This window comes from Staphylococcus sp. EG-SA-14 (assembly GCF_017151935.1).
In the GTDB taxonomy this organism is placed as follows: domain Bacteria; phylum Bacillota; class Bacilli; order Staphylococcales; family Staphylococcaceae; genus Staphylococcus; species Staphylococcus aureus.
Map to the genome: position 1 here is coordinate 147568 of NZ_JACVZM010000002.1, position 21200 is coordinate 168767.

The following is a 21200-nucleotide window of genomic DNA, read 5'->3' on the forward strand; positions in this document are numbered from 1 at the left end:
GTTTTATTGGCCAATAATCATTCAAATAGAGATTTCATTAGTTTTTTGAATTTACTTTCTTCTTTATCTTTATCTTTGTCTTGAACATGTTCATGATTCTGTTTATGTTCCTGATGATTATCTTCTGATTGATAAATTTCTTCATCTGTTGACTCTACTTCATTTTCATGAGTATCTTTTTTGTTTGTTTTACGTTTAAACCAATCAAATCCGCCTAATTTAGATTCGTTATCTTTGTCTTTCACATCAATAACATCTTCTTCAGTTTCTTCATTATCATGATAATTAATTGTAACATAATCTAATAACTCATCAAAAGCGATACTACTAGAAATTGTAGAAATTGCTGAAGAAAATTCAGGTTTTCTAATTCCCATTTGTGATGGCGTGTGAATTCTAACTTTTTCACTTACCATATCTGATAATAATTCTTTTACGCCAAGTAAGTTTGCAGATCCACCAGTTACAATAAACCCACCATTTACTTTTGTTAATCCTAAATCTTGTAAAACATCAAATACTTCGAAGAATATTTCTTCTACACGCGCTTCAATAAAGTCACTCAAATCTTTTTGAGTATACTGTACTGTTTCATCACTATCAACCTGTTCAACAGTGAAGATATCTTGATCTGTAGCAGAATCATAGAATGCATGACCATATTGGTGTTTAACTTTTTCAGCAGTTTCATAAGAAGTGTTTAATCCTTGTGCAATATCGTCTGTAATATCACGCCCTGCCATTTCGATAGAATCAGCATCTACTAATTCACCGCGTTCATAAAAAGCAACTTGCGTAACGTCTTCACCAATATCAATGACACATGCACCTAACTCTTTTTCAGTAGCTGTTAGGATTGAACCATAGTTATATGCATCAGAGTAAACATCTAATACATCAACACCACATGCTTCTACGCATTTAATCATATTAATTAAAATCGATTTTTGAATAGCAATTACGCCTGCTTCAACCTTTAATGAATGTCTGGCAATTAATTCTTTAGGGTCTGAAACCTCATTTTCTTTATCGACTATAAAACGAATCGGGAACACATTAATTACTTCTGTTTCTTGCACATCATTTTTTTCTCTAATACCTTCTAATACTTTTTCGATATGTGAACCGTTGATTTCTGTATCCTCATAAAAGTCGATTTCATTTGATTCATCATAAACTTCCGTTCCAATGATAGGTAATTTCAGGAAAACTTCTTTAATATCAACACCCGAAGCGATTGATGCCTTTTTAATTGTGTCTTTGATTGCTTGTCGCGCAATATCAAAATCATCAATTAAACCATTTTTTATACCGCTCGTGTAGGTTTGTCCTGTACCTATCACATTTATACCATTGTGAAATTTCTCGCCTACTATTGTTTTTACGCTTGATGATCCAATATCAATACTTACGTAGTAATGTTCTTCCATAGATAGGCACCTCCTGACAAATTACTATTAAAAAAATACACTATCCTTAGTTTACAATACGTTGAATGGCTTGTGAACTATAAACATAGACAATATCAAAATTTTTTAATTATTCTTACTTGATTGTTTGTTAATTTTGTTTAAAACGCTTTGTAATTCTTCTTTTGCTTGATTTTCCTCTTGAGATGATTTAGTCACATTTTTATCGCTTTCTGATTGACTAGACGTGTTTCCACGGTATGGGATAAATGAAGCACCGACTGATAAATCAATATAGCCTCGTGTTTTTAGTTTACCCGAACTATCCCTTGATAATGATTGTGACATCTGCGGATAATATTTCATTTTCTTAGATATCGTCGAAATATCACCGATTACTTGAAGTCCATCCGTCGTAAACAATTCAATTCTGCTTTGTTTGTTTTTACTTGGGGCGTATGACACTTCGGCAATATATCGTCTAACTTCAGGTGTCATTTCAGATAACGCCTTAATCATATCATCTTCTTTTGTACCTTTGAAACCATCCATGACAGGTGCATCATTAATTTTGACATCATTTGAACCTTTAAGCAATTTACCATTTTCTAATAAAGGTAAATATTTACCTTTATATTTCACTAAAGCAATAATTTCATTTTCTGTGATATCTACGTTTAATGTGTTTGGTAATTGCTTGTGTATCTCAACACTTTTGATTAATGGATCCTCTTCGAGATCATTAATAGCATTTTTTTTACTAAACGTATACATCCTTGAATCATTTTTAACACCTAAAACTTTGTTTATCTTTGAAGTACTAACGTGATTATTTCCATTTATATTTACATGCGCAATTTTACTAAGTGGTGAAAACATGTAAATTAATATAACAGCAATCAACAATACCAATATTGTAATAACACTGTATTGGATTCGTTTTTGTCGCTTACGTCTTAACTTCCGCTTTTCTTCAAGTGTTAATGGCTTTAATTGTGTTACTTTACTTTTTCGTTCTTTTTTCGTTACTGTTTCCTCATCATTCGAGTCGCTATTTTGTTCTTTAGGAGCTGATTGAGGTTGTTCGTTGTCGAATGCAATTCCATTCGATTCATTTTGGTCGTCAATTTCTTGATTATATCTATAATCCTCATTTTCAATATTAGAGTCTGTAGAATCATCGATATTATTATTATTCGCATGACTAGAAGCAGAATCATTATTTTCATCATTGCTTTCTTCTTTTTTGAAGTCTTTATTTATCAAGTAAATTTCTTCATCAAAATCAGCTTGTTGAGATGTATCATCTTTATTTTGATTAGAAAAATGTGTAGCCTTTGATCTTTTTCTTTGCCGTCTTTTCTTAGATGTATTCCTCGTAAATAATTCTAATTCATCTTTATCTTCATTTGATTCTTGTTGATCGTTCTTCGTTTTATCATCCATCAATACTCACACCCTTTAATAAGATGGTAAATGGGCACGGAATCTTTCAATAAATTTCTCTCCACGCTCTTCAAAAGTACTATATTGATCCCAACTCGCACAAGCAGGTGACAATAATACAACATCATTGGGTTCTATAATATCTTGTACTTTATCAACAGCGTCTTCGACATTGTTCGCTTCAATGACCGATTTCCCTTGACTATTACCTAGTTTAGCAAACTTAGCTTTCGTTTGTCCGAATACAACCATCGCGCGAACATTTTCCATATAAGGAATGAGTTCGTCAAATTCATTACCTCGATCCAAACCACCACATAACCAAATGATTGGTTGATTAAATGAATTTAAGGCAAACTGTGTTGCTAGCGTGTTTGTTGCTTTGGAATCATTATAATATTTATTAGTTCTATTAGTACCAACATATTGCAATCTATGCTCTATTCCTGAAAATGTAGTTAAACTATCAATAATTGCTTTAATAGGTACACCAGCTAAAATACAAGCAAGCACAGCTGCTAATATATTTTCTAAATTATGTTCACCAGGCAATACTAGATCTTCAGTGTTAATAATACGAACACCTTTATAAACGATAAAACCATCTTTAATATAAATACCATCAACTTCTTGTTGAGTTGAGAAATACAATGTCTTAGCTTTTAATTCTTCCGACTCTATCACTTGTCTTTGATGATAATTACAAATCAAATAATCTTCTTCCGTTTGATTTTTATATATTTGCTTTTTAGCATTTTGATAGTTTTCTAAATTTTCATGGTAATCTAGATGCGCCGAATAAATGTTAGTAATTATAGCAATGTGTGGTTTATACTTTTCGATTCCAAGTAACTGGAATGACGACAACTCTGTAACTAAATAATCTGTAGGCTTTACTTCTTGTGCTACTTTAGATGCAACATAACCAATATTGCCGGATAATCTTCCAGTTAAGCGACTTTTTTTAAACATATCTCCAATTAGAGAAGTAACTGTCGTTTTACCATTTGTACCCGTTACAGCTATGATTGGTGCTTCAGAGATTAGATAACTTAACTCAACTTCTGTTAAAATTTTCAAACCTCGTTTCACTGCTTCATCAATAATAGATACTGTATAAGGTATTCCAGGATTTTTAACAATTATCGGATTATTATCAAGCAATGTTAATGGATGACTTCCACTTACAACAGAAATGCCCATAGATTCTAAATCTTTTGCATGAGCATCTTGTGATAAGTCTTTTCCATCATTGACAGTTACATTCGCACCTAATTTACTTAATAATTTAGCTGCTTCATAACCACTTTTTGCCAAACCGACAACTAATACATTTTTATTTTCTAACCCTGTATAATTAAGCATCTTAATGCACTCCAATCCATAAACCGATTAAACCTGAAATCAGACCAACAGCCCAAAATACTGTAACTACTTTCCATTCGCTCCATCCTATCAATTCAAAATGATGATGAATCGGACTCATTTTAAATATACGCTTTCCAGTCAATTTAAAGCTAGCGACTTGTAACATAACAGATAATGTTTCAATTACGAATACTAAACCTATAAAAATTAATGATAATTCCTGATTAAGCATGATTGAAATCGTAGCAAATATACCACCTAAAGCTAAGCTACCTGTATCTCCCATAAACACTTTAGCAGGGTTAATGTTATATGGTAAAAATCCTAAAAGTGCAAACAACATAATGATACAGAAAATACCAATTGCCGTTTCTCCTAACACAAAGCTCATGATGGCATACATTGTAAATCCGATAATTGACAGTCCAGTTGCTAATCCATCTAAACCATCTGTTAAATTTACCGCATTAGAAAAACCTACTTGCCAAAAAACAATGAAAATAACATATGCAAATGATAGTGGGATTGCTACATTCGTAAATGGAATATGTATGCTCGTAGAAAAATTCACCAAATGAAACACATTACTTAAAACAAAGAAAATAATCGCAATACCAATTTGCGCCAAAAACTTTTGTTTACTTGTTAAACCTTGGTTATTCTTTTTAACAACAATAATATAATCATCTATAAAACCAATTAACCCAAAACCAATCGTCACAAATAATAACAGTATGATTGGATTAGCTTGATCTACAAATATAATAGCCACCAAAGACGTTATCACAATACTTAATAGAAATGTTAGTCCACCCATCGTTGGTGTACCAGTCTTCTTCATATGGCTTTGTGGACCTTCTTCTCGAATACTTTGACCAAATTTCATCCTTTTTAATGTAGGTATTAAAACAGGTACCAAAACAAATGTAATCACTAGCGCTAATAACGCATATACAAAAATCATAACTATCTCCTCTTCTTAATCCAGACTTTTTTAACCACTAATATATTATCAATTTTTCAATTAAATAAACAAAGTTGTAATCAAAATTTATAATTTTTCTTTTTTACGGCATAAGAGGCCAGTATAAAAAGTTTGCCTATAACAAACAAGTTAATCTGACCTCGTCTACCTTAAAATTCTCTATCAACACTTATTTATAAAGATTAAATGAAGATGTTGTTTTCTATCACAGCATTACTTTAGTAAAAACAAATAGTGATAATACATCCTTATTTAATGTAGCCATTCTTGTTAGTCCGACTTATCCTTGTCAGTTTTACTGTCAGATTTCTTCTTATCATCTGAATTTGAATCAGAATTATTCGTCGAATTGCTGTCTACATTCTCTGATGAAAATTCTACGTCTATTTTATCTTTTTCAGTAAGTTTTTGTCCCTTACTAATTGATTGGTGGGACACAAAACCGCTACCTTTTAAATTTACTTTAATATTTGTTAGGTTTTCAAAAGCAATAACATCTTCTTTCGTCCATCCTGACATGTCAGGCATAGTTAAGTCTCCATCTGTTAATAACAGTACTTTACTATGAGGTAAGACTTTATTCCCTGCTTTTATAGATTGTGCTTTTATTTGTGTGCCAGAACCAATAGTAACTGGTTCTAATGATTTTGCACTCACATTATCAATAGCTTTTTGTTTGTCTTGACCTTCAACATCTGGCACTTTACTATACTCTGCATTAGATGTGTCATCTTTTGATTTACCTACATTTAAATATTTCAAAGTATTTTCCATTATTGGTTTAAACGCTTTACTAACACCTAATTCATAAGCTTCTTGGTCATTTTTTTGTGCCAAGCTCATACCAGCGTATACAATAACTTTAGGATTTTTCTTCGGTGCGTCACCCATAAAACTTACAAAATATGGGTTTGGACCTTTAACGTATCCACCACCATTAGGTGCAGCGACTTGTGCTGTACCAGTCTTACCTTCGACCTCATAACCATCAATACGATAGTTTGCAGCGTGACTCTTCTTACTATTCACAACTAAATCCAATTGCTTTTCAACTTTTTCAGCAGTATCTTTTGTTATTGGTTTGCCTGCGATTTGTTTTTGACCTTTATAAAATTGTCTTTTACTAACAGGATTTTCAACGCTATTCACAAACCATGGTTTTAACATATTACCATCATTAAAGAACGCTGATTGCGCTTGTAACATTTGAACAGGTGTTACTGTTGTCGATTGACCAAATGATGACGTTTTTTGTTGCAACTCATTACTCCATCCAATTTGACCAGGTGCTTCTCCATCAAACATACCTTTAGTTGATTTTCCAAATCCAAATCGTTCATACCAAGATTTCATTTTGTCTGCACCAACTAAATCTTGTAAATGCATCATCAATGTATTAGATGAATAAGTAAATCCGAGTGACATTGGGATTTCACCCCAACCGACTCTATTCCAGTCTGAAATACGTGAACCCATAATATCTCTATGTCCAGATTTATATTTCTTATCAGGATCAAAAGCACCTTCTTGAATAGCAGCTGCTAACCCATATGATTTAAATGTTGATCCAGGCTCGTATGTGTTTTGATAAAGGTCATTTGCCCACTTTTTACCAAAGTCTTTACCAGTTTCAGGATTAAATGTTGGTCGCTGACTGTATGCTAAAATTTCTCCAGTTTTGGCATCCATGACAACCGCAAATAAATCTTTCGGCTGGTATCTTTCAACCATGCCATCTAAAGCTTCTTCAACAAATACTTGAATATTTGAATCGATTGTTAAATGGACATCATCACCACGTTTAGGCTGCTTCTCTTTTTTAGTATTTGGTGCGATATATCCCCAAATATCATGAATATATCTCAATGATCCTTTAGATCCACTTAAATAACTATCAAAAATCTTTTCAACTCCAAGTGCACCTTTAAGTTCACCAGTATCCGGATTTTTCTGAGCTCTACCAATTAAGTGTGATGCAAAATTGCCATTTGGATAAAAGCGTTCTGTTTCAGGCAATAAAGAAATACCAGGCAAATTCATTTTCTCTATTTTCAATTTGTCCTGATACGTTAAATTTGTTCCTTTGCGTCCAAATTCAATTTGGAAAGCTTTCTTTTGACTAAGTCTCTTTTCAATTTCCTCTGGCTTCATATTAATGACTGTAGATAATTTCTTTGCAGTCTCTTTTTTATCAACTACATGCCTAGGTTTTTTAGAATTGGCACTCGCCTTTTTATCTATTACTGCAACAAGTTTATATCTTTCTACATCTTCTGCTAGCACTTTACCATTACGATCATATATCTTTCCTCGTTCTGGTTGTTGTGCATTCTTAACTAAATACTTTTCATTTGCCTTCATGACTAAATCTTGACCATTAGAATGTCCAGTAATCATGATATATGAAATTCTTAAAACCAATATAAAAAAGAGCAGTCCGAATAAACCAACAAGTAGGACTGCCCCTATTTTATTTTTTTTAATTTTAATTTTTTGCTTCGCCATTACTACGCACTACCTTTACATTATCGTTCTCAAGGCTCATCCCCTGTTTCTTAGCCTTTTCGTATATGCGTTCATAAGAAGAATTCTTTTTGATTTCAGATTGTAAAGCACTGTTTTCACTTGATTGTTTATCTATTTTATAATCTAAATCTGCAATCTTTCCTCGCGTATCATACGCATCCATTTTTAAAGATAGCATATAAATACTTAACATAGCAATTACAGTAATCAAAGTTATGTATAAAACTTTTTCAAATTTAGTTAATTGTACAACCACTTTTCTCGAAACAGTCTTCTTTTCGGGCTTAGTTTGTGGTTGTTGCTTCGGTATACTATTATAAACTTGTTCGTCATATGGTTGGTACACTTTTTCTACAGCCATTATAAATTGCTCCTTATTTAAGTATTTCAGCTACACGTAATTTCGCGCTTCGTGCTCTGTTATTGTCATCTAAATCTTCTTCTGTAGCGGTAATCGGTTTACGATTAACACGTTTTAACTTAGGTGTATATGCTTCTGGTATAACTGGCAATCCTCTTGGTACCTCTGGACCTTTTTCATATTCTTGGAACACCTGTTTACATAAACGATCTTCTAAAGAATGGAAAGTGATTACCGAAATCCTGCCGTCTACTTTCACTAATTCAATCGCTTGTTCTATTGAATCTTCAAAAGCTGACAATTCATCGTTTACTGCAATTCGTAGTGCTTGAAATACTCGTTTTGCAGGATGTCCGCCTTTTCTTCTTGCTTTTGCAGGAATACCTTCTTTTATAATGTCAACTAATTCTAATGTTGTTGTTATTGGTTGTTGTTCGCGATGTGCTTCGATTCTTCGAGCTATCTGTTTTGAAAATTTCTCCTCGCCATAGCGATAAAAAATCTTCACTAACGCTTCATATGACCAATTGTTAACAATTTCATATGCTGTTAGTTCTTGTGTTTGGTCCATACGCATGTCTAATGTTGCGTCATGGTGATAACTGAATCCTCGTTCTGGAATGTCGAGTTGGGGACTTGAAACACCCAAGTCGTAATAAATTCCATCTACTTTTTCAATGTTTAAGTCTTTTAATATTTGAGTTAATTCACGGAAGTTGCTATGAACAAAAGTCACCTTATGCAAATGATCCTTTAATACCTCTTTAGCATTATCAATTGCAGTTTGGTCTTGATCGATTGCTATTAATCTTCCGTCGTCATTTAATTGATTTAGTAAATAAAGGGCATGTCCCGCTCCACCTAGCGTACAGTCAATGTACACACCATTTTCTTTTACATTTAAATAATCAATGGTTTCGTTTAACATAACGCTGATATGATGAAACACTTCAATTCCTCCATTTTAAAAATCAAAATCTATTAAATCTTCAGCAATATCTTCGAAACTTTCTTCAGATTCTTCATAGAAATCATTCCAAGTTTCTCTATCCCAAATCTCAATACGATTTGAAACACCGATTACTGTACATTCTTTAGTTAAATTAGCGTATTTCCTCAAGTTTTGAGGGATGTTAATACGCCCTTGCTTATCAAGTTCTACTTCAACAGCACCAGAGAAGAACATACGCATAAACTTACGTGCGTCTTTTTTTGTCATAGGTAAGGTTTTCATTTTCTCTTCAATCTGTTGCCATTCGTCTAGAGTGTAACCGAATAAACATTTATCAAGGCCTCTTGTGATAATAAAACGCTCATTTAAGTCATAACGAAACTTGGACGGTATAATCATACGTCCTTTTGTATCTAATTGATGATCGTATTCTCCCATGAACATTTTTTATCACCTCACCTTATATATAATTTACCACATCTCCCCACTATCCACCACTATTTATACAAAATTTGTGAAATTTATTTTAAAAAACAAAAAAATGCCCGATTTATCATTAAGATAAATCGGGCTAAACCCTTGGTATATTAAGGTTTTATAATAATATGATCAAAAGTGTAAGAAAGTGGTGGATAGGTGGAGGGCTTGAACACATCTGTCCCAAAATCATTCAAAATTTGAAGTGGATTCCATATTCTTTCTTGTAATCCTCCCATTGGATGGAGTGTTTCTTGAATTTCTCTAAATTGCTTCATACTGATGTCGTTTTCTCTTTCAATGTTTAAAAGATAACGTTTTAACAAATAATCATACTGTTGTATATGAATTTCATTATTTTTATTCACAAGGTTAATATTATTTTGATTCCCCGCCACTTCATCTAATAAGTCTTGGTTTAGACGACGTTGTTGTTCAATCATACCTTCTACCTTTTCAATAAATTGATGTGATGCTTGTTCTCTAATAAACTCACTTCTTTCTCCTTCAACACCATCGACTAACACTTTTTCTAATGGAATATTGTATTTCGAAAGTAATTTTTCAATACGGTCATTTAAATAAGTAATTCTAAGCCTTGGCATCACGATAGGCATTTCAACATCAAATAGTTCAAATACATCTTTTAGTTCAGCCCAGTACTTAATTTCACTCGGTCCTCCAACAAATGCCACCGTGTTAAATAACCATTCTTCCATTAATGGTCTTGTCACTACATTATTAGAAAATAATTCAGGTTGATTTTCCGCAATATTTATAATTTCTTCCTTTATATATGTCTTATCTGTTTTATTTAATTTAAAATGCTTACCATCATACGAAACTAATTGACGCATATTTTCATCATGTAAGAATAAATGAACATTTGTATCTGTTTGTATCATCGCATTCAAGCCTTGATTTTGAGTACGTTGTTGTGTTGCTCTAAAAGCATCATCAAGCAACTGATGTTTTTTCAAAATCTTTTTAAACATAGGCGCTTCCATTTTTCTTAACGGCTCAAACTGCGCATCTATAAATAGAACGCCATATGCTTTAAATGTTTCATGCAGTAGTGCTTTAAACATATCAGTCCACGAGTCATATTGGTCAATAATTCTGTCACAAATCTCCAGTAGACCTTGTGTATGAACAGTTTCTTTCATATGAATGAACATCGTTTTTAAAGTTTGTTTCAACTCAGCCTTATCAGGATAATATCTAGAGACAGTCGTCTCTGGCATCTCCATTGTATGATATTTAACCTTATGCAGCGCCCCATGATTTTCGTTATAAACAAATGTATGATTCACTTCATCGAAATCATGATCTTCTCCTGCAATCCAAAAAACTGGTACTACTTGTTGCTTATGTGTATCCGTTAATTCCTTAGATAAAGTAATGATTGAAAATATTTTATGGAATGTATACAATGGTCCCCCGAAAAGCCCTGCTTGTTGTCCACCAATCACAACTTTTGAACCATTAGCTAAATGTTGTATGTTTAATTCTTGTTCACTAGAAAGCTTTAAATCACTCATATATTCACGAATAACATTCGCTAATGCCGCTTCTCTTCCATTATTTTCTTTAGACATCCTTTTTTCAAAACTAGTTTGTTGAGCTGCATCATATTGAAATAATCCTGTTATTACAGGGTCACTGCTCTTTATTTTTGGTATAAACTGATCTTTTTCATTTAAACTAACTACTTTACAGTCCATGTTTTTTCTCCTTAAGTACGCGATTACAAACTATAGTATAAAGTCTATACCGGTGATTGACAATTTTACGGCTTGAAAATCAATTTAATCATGGAAAATTTATAATATTCATTGTTTTACATTTTCAAATCAATGAAAAACACAAGTGGTTTAATGTATAATAATAGTAGTAAACAAATAAGGGGTAGATAAATATGAGTGAAATCAAACGTCTTGAAATTAATTACAAAACTGACGAATTATTCGAAAACTTTAGAGCGTTTGGCAACAAAGACTTATACATGGTCAATGAGTTAAACGGTCAAATGATTGATGCAAGTTCAGATTCACCATTTTATGGCATATTTGTCGGAGATCAATTAGGAGCTAGAATGGCATTACTAAAAAAAGGTGATGTCGAAGAAATCTACTTCCCAGATTTTGAAGATTATATATTATTATGGAAGTTAGAAGTATTACCAAAATATCAAAACAGAGGGTACGCTTCAGAATTGATTGATTTTGCAAAGAGTTTCAATATGCCAATTAAAGCCATTGGCAGAAATGATTCTAAGGATTTCTTTTTACATCATGGATTTACAGATGTGGAAGCTAAAAATATAGAGGGACATGATGTCTTATTGTGGAAACCATAAGATAATAATATTCGACACTACGAGCATGTAAATGCATCTTTTCGTAGTGTCTTTTTTACAATTACTTTCTTAAGCTAATATAAGTAAACCATTTTCAAATTATTTGTCTTAACGTAAAATATCATTTAGTTGTTTCCATGAATTAATTTCATAATCAGGTATAATTCCTGGGTTATGATCAAATCCTCTAAAATTAAACCAGCAAGTAGCTATACCCGCATTGATTCCACCTAGAATGTCAGATGTTAAAGAATCTCCAACTATAATCGAGTGCTGTCTTTCATCCTCACCAATATCATTAAAAACATAATTAAAAAATTCCGGATTAGGTTTTTGATATCCTGTTTCCTCAGATATAAATATCTTTTTAATATATTTATGCAACGGCGTCTGATTTAACCTTCTCTTTTGCGTTTCGGTTACACCATTAGTAACAATATATAAATCATGTCTTTTCGATAATTCGACAATTGTTTCTAATGTTTGATCAAAGTATTTAACTTTAGCTTCTGCTAATCCATTTCTAAATAACACATCTGCACGATGCCCATCAACTTCCATTTGATGATGTTTGAAGTAATTCACAAATCGTTCTGATAATACTTCAGACTTCGTTAATTTATTTTGTTGAAAAGCTTCCCAATGTTGGTGATTGATTTTTTTAAATGTTAAAAAATCATCCTTTGTTGCTTTATGATTAAAAACATTCGCCATATAGTGAAACGCCCATTCTTCTGCATCATAAAAATCAACAATTGTATCATCAAAGTCTATCAAAATATTTTTATATCCCAATTTCCCCATCTCCTATATTGTCTATGTATCTAAATCTTAACAGAGGCTCAAATTTCTGCAAATAAAATAAACTGAGTGCATAACATTAAAGTATGCTCACCCAGTTTATTTTAAAGAATATTAGTTATTATATTAGAATCCAAATAATTTACCTAGTAAACCCACACCGTTAGCAACGATGTCTACGATACTTGTGCCTAATTTCACACTATCATGTTGTTGTGCAGCTTGCACAGTATTTGCGATTGCTTCTGCTAGTCCAGTCATTTAAATCTCTCCCTCACCTTTGAAATAATACTGATTACTTACATAACATATTGAAATTAGAATCCGAATAATTTACCTAATAAACCTACGCCATTTTCAACGATGCTCACAATGCTTGTGCCTAATTTTGCGCCATCATTATTAATTGCTGCAGTTACGGTATCTTTAATTGCGTTAAATAAACCTTCCATTGAAAACACTCCTTAAAATTTAAATTTGAAGATAACAAAAACGTGCGTAGCTTTTAAATCACCGAAATGTTATTCGCTTAACGTTTTGTTGTTGTTATTTTAAAATAAATTTGATGCAATTAGTTTGTTTATCCGCACAACATCTTATAATGTACTTAACTGTATTTTAAAGAGAAAAGAAATACAGTTAGGCATTCAAAACTGTATTTAACACAATTAAGTTGCCTGAATTCGTATTTAAGTCTTATTGAACCTTTTTAGATAAATAGCTCTATAATAGTGAAAAATATAAACATTTTTTATTTACAAGGTATTGCTAATTTTAGTTCATTTAGATATAATAATTCTTGTGTTGTTAAACGTGTCCTGGTAGCTCAGCTGGATAGAGCAATGGCCTTCTAAGCCATCGGTCGGGGGTTCGAATCCCTCCCAGGACGTTTATAGGTATTTTTATACGCATTACCAAACAAAAGAGTTCCGTGATTACGGGGCTCTTTTTGTTTTGAATTTCAGTAATATAGTATGATGCGTCACCAAAACGTCCCCCGCATAAGCCCCGAAAATACAGTAATAAAAACAAGTATGCTTATTCGTTATAGATTTTTTTGACACACAATTGACACGCGTCTGACACTTGTTTATACATTTTTAATTAAGTAATTTTGCGCTCAAATTCCATCTATACTGTACCTGAACTACACCAACACTACACCAAGATTTTTAACACTCGCCATTTGCATGCGTAGAGATTTTTATTATTATATTATTCCTATAGATTTTGATACTATTCAAAATTTTAGGGACTTTTCAGGGGCCCGAAATCCTATAATTAAATACATTTAAAAAAAATAACCACGTCCATCGAGACGTGGTTTTTTAATTATTTAATTCACTAATTATTCTTCTTAATTTTCATTGCTAAATATACTATTGGCAAATTTATAAAGTAGTTCAGCGTTTTTCAATGACATATTGTCTAATGATCTTTCATTTTTTCTCATTCTGTGTATTGTGCTTTGTGGAACTCCTGTTTGTTTCGATATATGTAAACTGCTCAAATCACTGTCTAATAGTTTTTGAATTTGATTTCTCATTTTGTACACCCCCTTGTAAATCTTCAATCATCATTTAAATTAAATAATTACTTTTCCACATATTCCAATATTTAGGTTGCAAAGCATACCTCAAATATCATTAATTTTGAGATTTAAATGTCAATTATGTGTCTATCAATCCAATATACATACTCTAATAACGTAATAGTACACACTCTTCTTATTAATTGGCCATAGCTATCATGATATAATTAGTGAAGAAAATCACATAAGAAAGGTTGTAAATCATGAGACTTCAAAAAGCACCTCTAGTAACGTCAGGACTAGTCTTAGGATTATTAGGCCTGGGTAATCTATTAAAAGACTTATCTCTTACTTTAAACGCTGTTTGCGGAATCTTTGCTTTCTTGATTTGGATTCACCTTTTATGTACTATGATCAAATATTTTAATAATGTGAAAGAACAATTAAACAGTCCTCTAGTTTCATCAGTGTTCACAACATTTTTCATGTCTGGCTTTTTAGGTACTACTTATTTAAATACATTTTTTAGTAACATAACTTTTATCAATAGCTTAATAACGCCTATTTGGATTTTATGCCTTGTGGGAATTATGACGCATATGATTATTTTTTCAATAAAATATTTAAAAGATTTTTCACTTGAAAATGTTTATCCTTCGTGGACTGTACTTTTTATTGGTATTGCTATCGCAGGATTGACGGCACCCGTTAGCGGATATTTTTTCATAGGTCAATTAACAGTAATATATGGCTTTGTAGCTACTTGTATTGTCTTACCTATTGTTTTCAAGCGATTAAAAGCATTTCCATTGCAGACGTCAATCAAACCGAACACATCGACAATTTGTGCACCATTTTCTTTAGTCGCTGCAGCATATGTTATAGCCTTTCCTAAGGCGAATGCTTTTATCGTAATTATATTTTTACTATTAGCTCAAATATTTTATTTTTATATCATTATACAATTGCCTAAATTACTAAAAGAACCTTTTTCGCCCGTATTTTCAGCTTTCACATTCCCTTTAGTAATCTCAGCAACTGCTTTAAAGAACAGTTTGCCTGTACTTATGTTTCCAGACATTTGGAAAGGTCTTTTGTTTATCGAAGTGTTATTAGCTACTGTAATAGTACTTAGAGTCTTTATAGGATACCTTCACTTCTTTTTAAAAAAGGAAAATCAAGATAAATTTCTTCGTAATGCGTCTCAGTAACACTATTACCAAGAATTAACACGCATATTTAATAACTAAAAAAGAGGCAGGTAATCTTGCCTCTTTTTAGTGTATATCAATGCCTCTTTGATTTAATATGATCTTATCAATGATACCTTCTGACTAAAGCTGTAGTAACTATACTAGAACGTCTAGTTCATAAACACGTTTCACTCTAACCTTTATTTAAATAATATATAAGCAGCAAACGCCAAGGCTAATATACCAATAAAATAATTAATAAAGATTTTTATTTTAGTCTTTGTAATAGTTGACAAATTTTATCACCTCTAAATATCGATAAATTAAACACCGTTATTTTTCCTTTGCCTATCTTTTATCATTTCAGAAGGTACTCCGAAAATAAACATCAGAATAAATAATATAATTGGCAAATGTGGTATGTTTTCTAGCAAATACCATCTTAAATTCCAATCAAACACCATATTTGCATACGCCACAAAATATTTACTAAATAATAATACTACGCATATTCCAGTTAGTGTATCTAAAACCTTTGTCAAATGTGTCATTTATAGCCATCCTTTATATATGCTATTTTCACAACCATATGTGTCATGTGTTACAAAAACTGTTTACAGCAAATACATATTTACCACGATAAATATAATATACCATAGATCTAACATTACATTAAAAACAAATTTTAAAAATATCATTATTAAATAGAGTATTGTATCAATTACTTACTAGTGTTATGATTACCGTCATTATTTTCTTAATCAAAAATAATAATGCACCTCGCTTAGTTTAGTATTTCTACAAACCTACGAGATGCATAAAACCCATTTAGTATTTTTATAATATAGCATTTCAAATTATGAATAAATTAGTACTTGCGTAATTAGTACTCCGCCACCGAAAATCAATACAAAAGCAACTACCGGCCATACAAATCGGAACCAATGTGAATATCGCATGTTTAACATTTGTAGTGTGGCCATAACAAGTCCAGTCGGCGCTAAGAATAACATCGCATATTGACCAAATTGATATGTCGTAACGATGACGAATCTTGGTATACCTACTGTATCAGCTAGTGGTGCAAAGATAGGCATTGATAATACCGCTAATCCAGAAGATGATGGCACGATAAAACCTAAACAGAAGAAAATAAATAGTAATACGATGATAAATAATGGTCCACTCATATGTTGAACTAAAGATGATGAAAAGTGTAAGATTGTATCTGAAATCATACCTTCATTCAATACTAAATTAATACCTCGAGCTAAACCAATAATTAAAGATACACCTACTAAACTTGATGCACCATTGACAAATGCATCTACAGTTCCTTTTTCTCCCAATCCAGATTTACCTGTCCCAGCAATAAACATTATTATAATTGTAAATATTAAAAATGCTGAAGCCATAACTGGGAACCACCAACCTTGCGTCATAACTCCCCATACCATAATTGGAAATGGTAGTACAAATAATGTAAGGATTATCTTCTTACGCAAAGTAAAATGGGCACTATCGTCATCTTTTAATACAGACCATTGCTGTTCAAAAGCATCTTTGTCTTCATAAGAATATGACGCTTTAGGATCTTTTTTAATTTTTTTACAGTACCAATATAAATAACTAATAACAAAAATCGCACCGACAATACAAGCACCTATTCTCCAATACAAGCCATCCGTAAAAGTTGTACCAGCGGCATTAGAGGCAATTACAACCGAGAACGGGTTAATAGTTGAAAATGTACTACCGACAGAGCTGGCAAGGAATATGGCACCAACTGAAACGATAGAATCGTATCCTAACGCTATAAATATAGGGACTAAAATCGGATAGAATGCTACAGCTTCTTCTTCAATACCACATAATGTCCCGCCGATAATCATTAGTATTGATACAAACACAATTAGCATAAATTCATGCCCTTTTGTTTTCTTCGTTAAAGCTAACAATCCCGATTCAAAAGAACCACTGGCTTGAACTACGCCAATAAGTCCCCCTAGTACAAGAATGAATACCATGATATCGACCGCTTCTATCGTACCTTCAACCATGCTACTTGTTATTTGTTCTGGTCCAGCTGGATGTTGCTTTAATCTTTCATAAGTATTCGGAATTGATACCGGCTTATTAATTGCACCTGATTTAAATTGTTCAATCTTAATTTTAACCCCCATTTTGTCTAGTTCCTGTTGCGTACCCGGAACCTTTTTCACTTGGTTATGAGGGTTAACTATCTTTAGTTCTTGGGATGAAGGTTCGTAAGAAAGTTTAGAATATGCACCAGCAGGAATAACCCATGTTGCTATAACTGCAACAACCGTTAAAATGAATAAAATCATAAATGCACCTGGCATTTTTAATTTAAATCGTTTTTTCTTTTCACTTTCATTAATTGTATTTTCCACGGTTTCATCTCCTTCGACATTTAACCTAGCATTTCTACCTTAAAGATTTTATAAATATAAATTAAGAAAGTGCACCCCGCATCAAAATAGAGGCATTATTTTCAGGGGGTGCACATAAATAATAAAAATCATGCATTTGACATATAGTAATTGAAAAGCGTTTCAATTCAATTACTTTTTAATCACAGTACCTACTTTACCCTCTAAGGCAGCATCTAATTCATTTAATGATGTTATAAGCACACTTCCTTTTGGATTGTTTTCAATAAATGATATGGCTGCTTCAATTTTTGGTAACATACTTCCTTTTGCAAATTGATTTTCGTCTATATATCGTTTTAATTCATCAACATTTGTTGTTTTCAAAGGCTGTTGGTTTTCAGTGTTAAAATTAATATATACATAATCAATTGCTGTTAAAATAATCAATTGATCGCATTGAATATTAGCACCCAACAACGCACTTGTTTTATCTTTGTCTATAACTGCATCAATACCTTTAAAACCATCATGTTGCTCTCTAATTACTGGTATACCTCCACCACCAGCAGCAATAACGAGTGTATCATTTTTAATAAGTGTTTTAATACTCTCTAATTCAATAATAGAGATGGGTTGTGGTGAAGGAACAACGCGTCTATATCCTCTTCCAGCATCTTCAACAAATATAAATCCTTTTTCTTTTTGAATTTGTTCAGCTTCTTCTTTGTTGTAAAATAACCCAATTGGTTTTGAAGGATTGTTAAATGCCGGATCATTTTCATCAACTTCAACTTGTGTCACTAGTGTTACCACTTGTTTATCCATTCCAATAGAATGCAATTCATTTTGTAAGCTTTCTTGTAATTGATAGCCGATGTAAGCTTGACTCATTGCGCCACATTCAGCAAATGGAAATGCCGGACCTTGGTTATGTTCTGCAGCATAGTTAAGTCCCAAATTAATGCTTCCAACCTGTGGTCCATTACCATGACTAATAACAATCTCATGTCCTTTTGTTATTAATCCTACTAATGATTTCGCAGTATTTTTAACAAGCTCGAGTTGTTCTTGAGGTGATTTTCCTAAAGCATTACCACCTAATGCTACTACTATTTTCGCCATCATATTCACTTCCTTATATCATTTAAAATTCACCCAATGTAGCAACCATGACTGCTTTGATTGTATGCATTCTGTTCTCAGCTTCTTGGAATACAACTGAAGCTTTACTTTCGAATACTTCATCTGTAACTTCCATTTCTCGAATACCATATTTTTCAAAAATTTGTTGACCAATTTTCGTATCAGCATTATGGAAAGATGGTAAGCAATGCTCAAAAATAACATTTGGATTACCAGTTTTATCCATCATTTCTTTATTTACTTGATATGGTTTCAATAATTCAAGTCGTTCTTTCCATACTTCATCAGGTTCACCCATTGATACCCAAACATCAGTGTAAATTACATCCGAACCTTTTACACCTTGGTCAATATCATCTGTGATTAATATGTTGCCACCATTTTCAGCGGCAATATTTTTACAGCGATTTAATAATTCATCTGTTGGATTTAATTCTTTTGGACAAACTAAATGGAAGTTCATACCCATAATGGCAGCACCTTGCATTAATGCATTTGCAACGTTATTACGACCATCTCCAACATATGTAAAGTTAATATCTGCATAATCTTTTTTTAAGACTTCTTTTGCTGTTAAGAAATCAGCAAGAACTTGAGTAGGATGATCTTCATCAGTTAAACCATTCCACACTGGTACGCCTGAATATTCAGCTAAAATTTCTACTGTTCTTTGTGAAAAACCACGGTATTCAATGCCATCATACATTCCACCAAGCACACGTGCAGTATCTTTAGTTGTTTCTTTTTTACCCATTTGTGATCCAGTTGGGCCTAAATAAGTTACATTTGCACCTTGATCATGCGCTGCAACTTCAAATGCACATCGCGTTCTTGTAGAATCTTTTTCAAATAACAATGCAATATTTTTATTTTTTAACATAGGCTTTTCAGTGCCAATATATTTAGCACGTTTTAAATCCTCGGAGAGTGTTAATAAGAATTCTACCTCTTGTCGTGAAAAGTCTAATAAAGTTAAAAAACTTCTGTTTCGTAAATTTTTCATTAATAACAACTCCTTTTATTTTAGTTACACCTAAATTGTAAGCGCATACAAAATAAACACAACCTACTATTAAAATTTGTAATATTTTATCAATAATTAAATGAACATTTTATTAATATTAAATTTAAGTAGTAGGAAATAATTAAAATAAGTACTACATTTAAAGTATAACTATTTTTCAAGTAGTTAGAAAATTCAATTATCAAACAATTTAATGCAATTGATTAGAGAATAATTGTAACGTGTCGTTTTTAATATATACTCCAGCCTACTTTATTAAGTACTGTTTCTGTCCAAAACTTAAAAATGATAAGTTTTGCTTAAATAACACTACTAACTGTTTAAGTTTATTTAACATAGTTTTAGCTTTTATTTAATTCCGAATCGGTGTAATAGCTTATATACTTTGGGTAATTCACGCAAAGGAGATTTTCATATGAAAAAGAACATCATGAATAAATTAGTTTTATCAACTGCATTGTTACTTTTAGGAACCACATCAACACAACTTCCTAAAACACCAATCAGTTTTTCATCTGAAGCAAAAGCCTATAATATCAGTGAAAACGAGACTAATATCAATGAGTTAATAAAGTATTATACACAGCCTCATTTATCACTATCAAATAAATGGTTATGGCAAAAGCCCAATGGTAGCATTCATGCAACATTGCAAACGTGGGTTTGGTATAGTCATATTCAAGTGTTTGGATCCGAGAGTTGGGGAAACATTAATCAGTTAAGAAATAAATACGTTGATATATTTGGAACTAAAGATGAGGACACAGTTGAAGGTTACTGGACTTATGATGAAACATTTACTGGTGGTGTTACGCCAGCTGCTACTTCATCTGATAAGCCTTATAGACTATTTTTAAAATATAGTGATAAACAACAAACTATCATCGGTGGACATGAATTTTACAAAGGAAATAAACCAGTATTAACTTTAAAAGAATTAGATTTCCGTATTCGTCAAACATTAATAAAGAATAAAAAGTTATATAACGGAGAATTTAATAAAGGTCAAATTAAGATAACTGTTGATGGAAATAATTACACGATTGATTTAAGTAAAAAGTTAAAATTAACTGACACAAACCGTTATGTTAAAAATCCTAAAAATGCACAAATTGAAGTCATACTCGAAAAATCTAACCAACCTATTACCTTTTGTAAATGCGGATAATTTCAATTATCTAATTAACCCCTTTTTATAATTAAACATTCCAACAATACTCAAAGGAGAA

20 protein-coding genes and 1 tRNA gene are annotated in these 21200 nt (G+C 32.0%); 4 read left to right on the forward strand and 17 right to left on the reverse strand.

Annotated elements, in window-relative coordinates:
* Positions 1-17 precede the first annotated feature (17 nt).
* From ftsA to bshC, 9 genes are all read right to left on the reverse strand, one after another.
* Complete coding sequence (ftsA, locus tag IDG63_RS02930; RefSeq protein WP_000391036.1) at positions 18-1430, reverse strand: cell division protein FtsA; 1413 nt, start codon at positions 1428-1430, stop codon at positions 18-20.
* Positions 1431-1535: 105 nt separating this feature from the next.
* On the reverse strand, positions 1536-2855 hold the full coding sequence (locus IDG63_RS02935) for a cell division protein FtsQ/DivIB (protein WP_000342179.1): 1320 nt from the start codon (positions 2853-2855) through the stop codon (positions 1536-1538).
* Positions 2856-2870: 15 nt separating this feature from the next.
* The gene (murD, locus tag IDG63_RS02940; RefSeq protein ID WP_000935991.1) at positions 2871-4220 is read right to left on the reverse strand and encodes a UDP-N-acetylmuramoyl-L-alanine--D-glutamate ligase; all 1350 of its coding nucleotides are present in this window, start codon (positions 4218-4220) and stop codon (positions 2871-2873) included.
* A gap of 1 nt (position 4221) precedes the next feature.
* A complete protein-coding gene (mraY, locus tag IDG63_RS02945; RefSeq protein WP_000578458.1) occupies positions 4222-5187 on the reverse strand; it encodes a phospho-N-acetylmuramoyl-pentapeptide-transferase in 966 nt (321 codons plus the stop codon).
* A gap of 291 nt (positions 5188-5478) precedes the next feature.
* Positions 5479-7713: a penicillin-binding protein gene (locus tag IDG63_RS02950; protein ID WP_001118663.1), complete on the reverse strand. Its 2235-nt coding sequence runs from the start codon at positions 7711-7713 to the stop codon at positions 5479-5481.
* Positions 7694-8095 (reverse strand): cell division protein FtsL, encoded by a 402-nt coding sequence (gene ftsL / locus IDG63_RS02955; protein WP_000257598.1) that lies wholly within the window; start codon positions 8093-8095, stop codon positions 7694-7696. Before ftsL ends, IDG63_RS02950 begins: the two co-directional genes overlap by 20 nt.
* Positions 8096-8108: 13 nt before the next feature.
* Positions 8109-9044: a 16S rRNA (cytosine(1402)-N(4))-methyltransferase RsmH gene (rsmH, locus tag IDG63_RS02960; protein WP_000468384.1), complete on the reverse strand. Its 936-nt coding sequence runs from the start codon at positions 9042-9044 to the stop codon at positions 8109-8111.
* A 15-nt stretch (positions 9045-9059) separates the two neighbouring features.
* Entirely contained in the window at positions 9060-9491 is a 432-nt protein-coding gene (gene mraZ / locus IDG63_RS02965; protein ID WP_000480800.1) for a division/cell wall cluster transcriptional repressor MraZ, read from the reverse strand.
* A gap of 143 nt (positions 9492-9634) precedes the next feature.
* Positions 9635-11248, reverse strand: a complete 1614-nt coding sequence (gene bshC, locus IDG63_RS02970) for a bacillithiol biosynthesis cysteine-adding enzyme BshC (protein WP_000340471.1) — start codon at positions 11246-11248, stop codon at positions 9635-9637.
* A 194-nt stretch (positions 11249-11442) separates the two neighbouring features.
* Here bshC and IDG63_RS02975 point away from each other — a divergent pair, with 194 nt between their 5' ends.
* Positions 11443-11883, forward strand: a complete 441-nt coding sequence (locus tag IDG63_RS02975; protein ID WP_001289711.1) for an N-acetyltransferase — start codon at positions 11443-11445, stop codon at positions 11881-11883.
* Positions 11884-11991: 108 nt separating this feature from the next.
* On the opposite strand, the gene IDG63_RS02980 is transcribed toward IDG63_RS02975, so the two are convergent.
* From IDG63_RS02980 to IDG63_RS02990, 3 genes are all read right to left on the reverse strand, one after another.
* A complete protein-coding gene (locus IDG63_RS02980; protein WP_072419674.1) occupies positions 11992-12687 on the reverse strand; it encodes a YjjG family noncanonical pyrimidine nucleotidase in 696 nt (231 codons plus the stop codon).
* Positions 12688-12810: 123 nt separating this feature from the next.
* Entirely contained in the window at positions 12811-12945 is a 135-nt protein-coding gene (locus tag IDG63_RS02985; protein ID WP_000147103.1) for a beta-class phenol-soluble modulin, read from the reverse strand.
* Positions 12946-13001: 56 nt separating this feature from the next.
* Positions 13002-13136: a beta-class phenol-soluble modulin gene (locus IDG63_RS02990; RefSeq protein ID WP_000398672.1), complete on the reverse strand. Its 135-nt coding sequence runs from the start codon at positions 13134-13136 to the stop codon at positions 13002-13004.
* A 363-nt stretch (positions 13137-13499) separates the two neighbouring features.
* On the opposite strand from IDG63_RS02990, the gene IDG63_RS02995 reads away from it, so the two are divergent.
* Positions 13500-13573: transfer RNA gene (locus IDG63_RS02995), tRNA-Arg, on the forward strand.
* Positions 13574-14041: 468 nt separating this feature from the next.
* On the opposite strand, the gene IDG63_RS03000 is transcribed toward IDG63_RS02995, so the two are convergent.
* On the reverse strand, positions 14042-14230 hold the full coding sequence (locus tag IDG63_RS03000) for a hypothetical protein (RefSeq protein ID WP_001245802.1): 189 nt from the start codon (positions 14228-14230) through the stop codon (positions 14042-14044).
* Positions 14231-14478: 248 nt separating this feature from the next.
* On the opposite strand from IDG63_RS03000, the gene IDG63_RS03005 reads away from it, so the two are divergent.
* Complete coding sequence (locus IDG63_RS03005) at positions 14479-15426, forward strand: TDT family transporter (RefSeq protein WP_001239286.1); 948 nt, start codon at positions 14479-14481, stop codon at positions 15424-15426.
* 305 nt (positions 15427-15731) lie between these two features.
* On the opposite strand, the gene elxI1 is transcribed toward IDG63_RS03005, so the two are convergent.
* The 4 genes from elxI1 to argF form a co-directional block, all read right to left on the reverse strand.
* The gene (elxI1, locus tag IDG63_RS03010; protein WP_000149423.1) at positions 15732-15959 is read right to left on the reverse strand and encodes an epilancin biosynthesis-related protein ElxI1; all 228 of its coding nucleotides are present in this window, start codon (positions 15957-15959) and stop codon (positions 15732-15734) included.
* Between the two features lie 306 nt (positions 15960-16265).
* Complete coding sequence (locus IDG63_RS03015; RefSeq protein WP_000432070.1) at positions 16266-17822, reverse strand: YfcC family protein; 1557 nt, start codon at positions 17820-17822, stop codon at positions 16266-16268.
* Between the two features lie 171 nt (positions 17823-17993).
* Entirely contained in the window at positions 17994-18926 is a 933-nt protein-coding gene (arcC, locus tag IDG63_RS03020; protein ID WP_001074342.1) for a carbamate kinase, read from the reverse strand.
* A 22-nt stretch (positions 18927-18948) separates the two neighbouring features.
* Positions 18949-19950, reverse strand: coding sequence for an ornithine carbamoyltransferase (gene argF, locus IDG63_RS03025; RefSeq protein WP_000793602.1), 1002 nt, complete (start codon positions 19948-19950; stop codon positions 18949-18951).
* 436 nt (positions 19951-20386) lie between these two features.
* Here argF and IDG63_RS03030 point away from each other — a divergent pair, with 436 nt between their 5' ends.
* Entirely contained in the window at positions 20387-21139 is a 753-nt protein-coding gene (locus IDG63_RS03030; protein ID WP_000739542.1) for a superantigen-like protein SSL14, read from the forward strand.
* Positions 21140-21200: the final 61 nt, after the last annotated feature.

Excerpts from the sequence above, each read along its gene's own strand:
- ftsA (WP_000391036.1), bottom strand. The coding sequence starts at position 1,430 with ATGGAAGAACATTACTACGTAAGTATTGATATTGGATCATCAAGCGTA.
- IDG63_RS02935 (WP_000342179.1), bottom strand. The coding sequence starts at position 2,855 with ATGGATGATAAAACGAAGAACGATCAACAAGAATCAAATGAAGATAAA.
- murD (WP_000935991.1), bottom strand. The coding sequence starts at position 4,220 with ATGCTTAATTATACAGGGTTAGAAAATAAAAATGTATTAGTTGTCGGT.
- mraY (WP_000578458.1), bottom strand. The coding sequence starts at position 5,187 with ATGATTTTTGTATATGCGTTATTAGCGCTAGTGATTACATTTGTTTTG.
- IDG63_RS02950 (WP_001118663.1), bottom strand. The coding sequence starts at position 7,713 with ATGGCGAAGCAAAAAATTAAAATTAAAAAAAATAAAATAGGGGCAGTC.
- ftsL (WP_000257598.1), bottom strand. The coding sequence starts at position 8,095 with ATGGCTGTAGAAAAAGTGTACCAACCATATGACGAACAAGTTTATAAT.
- mraZ (WP_000480800.1), bottom strand. The coding sequence starts at position 9,491 with ATGTTCATGGGAGAATACGATCATCAATTAGATACAAAAGGACGTATG.
- bshC (WP_000340471.1), bottom strand. The coding sequence starts at position 11,248 with ATGGACTGTAAAGTAGTTAGTTTAAATGAAAAAGATCAGTTTATACCA.
- IDG63_RS02975 (WP_001289711.1), top strand. The coding sequence starts at position 11,443 with ATGAGTGAAATCAAACGTCTTGAAATTAATTACAAAACTGACGAATTA.
- IDG63_RS02980 (WP_072419674.1), bottom strand. The coding sequence starts at position 12,687 with ATGGGGAAATTGGGATATAAAAATATTTTGATAGACTTTGATGATACA.
- IDG63_RS02985 (WP_000147103.1), bottom strand. The coding sequence starts at position 12,945 with ATGACTGGACTAGCAGAAGCAATCGCAAATACTGTGCAAGCTGCACAA.
- IDG63_RS02990 (WP_000398672.1), bottom strand. The coding sequence starts at position 13,136 with ATGGAAGGTTTATTTAACGCAATTAAAGATACCGTAACTGCAGCAATT.
- IDG63_RS03000 (WP_001245802.1), bottom strand. The coding sequence starts at position 14,230 with ATGAGAAATCAAATTCAAAAACTATTAGACAGTGATTTGAGCAGTTTA.
- IDG63_RS03005 (WP_001239286.1), top strand. The coding sequence starts at position 14,479 with ATGAGACTTCAAAAAGCACCTCTAGTAACGTCAGGACTAGTCTTAGGA.
- elxI1 (WP_000149423.1), bottom strand. The coding sequence starts at position 15,959 with ATGACACATTTGACAAAGGTTTTAGATACACTAACTGGAATATGCGTA.
- arcC (WP_001074342.1), bottom strand. The coding sequence starts at position 18,926 with ATGGCGAAAATAGTAGTAGCATTAGGTGGTAATGCTTTAGGAAAATCA.
- argF (WP_000793602.1), bottom strand. The coding sequence starts at position 19,950 with ATGAAAAATTTACGAAACAGAAGTTTTTTAACTTTATTAGACTTTTCA.
- IDG63_RS03030 (WP_000739542.1), top strand. The coding sequence starts at position 20,387 with ATGAAAAAGAACATCATGAATAAATTAGTTTTATCAACTGCATTGTTA.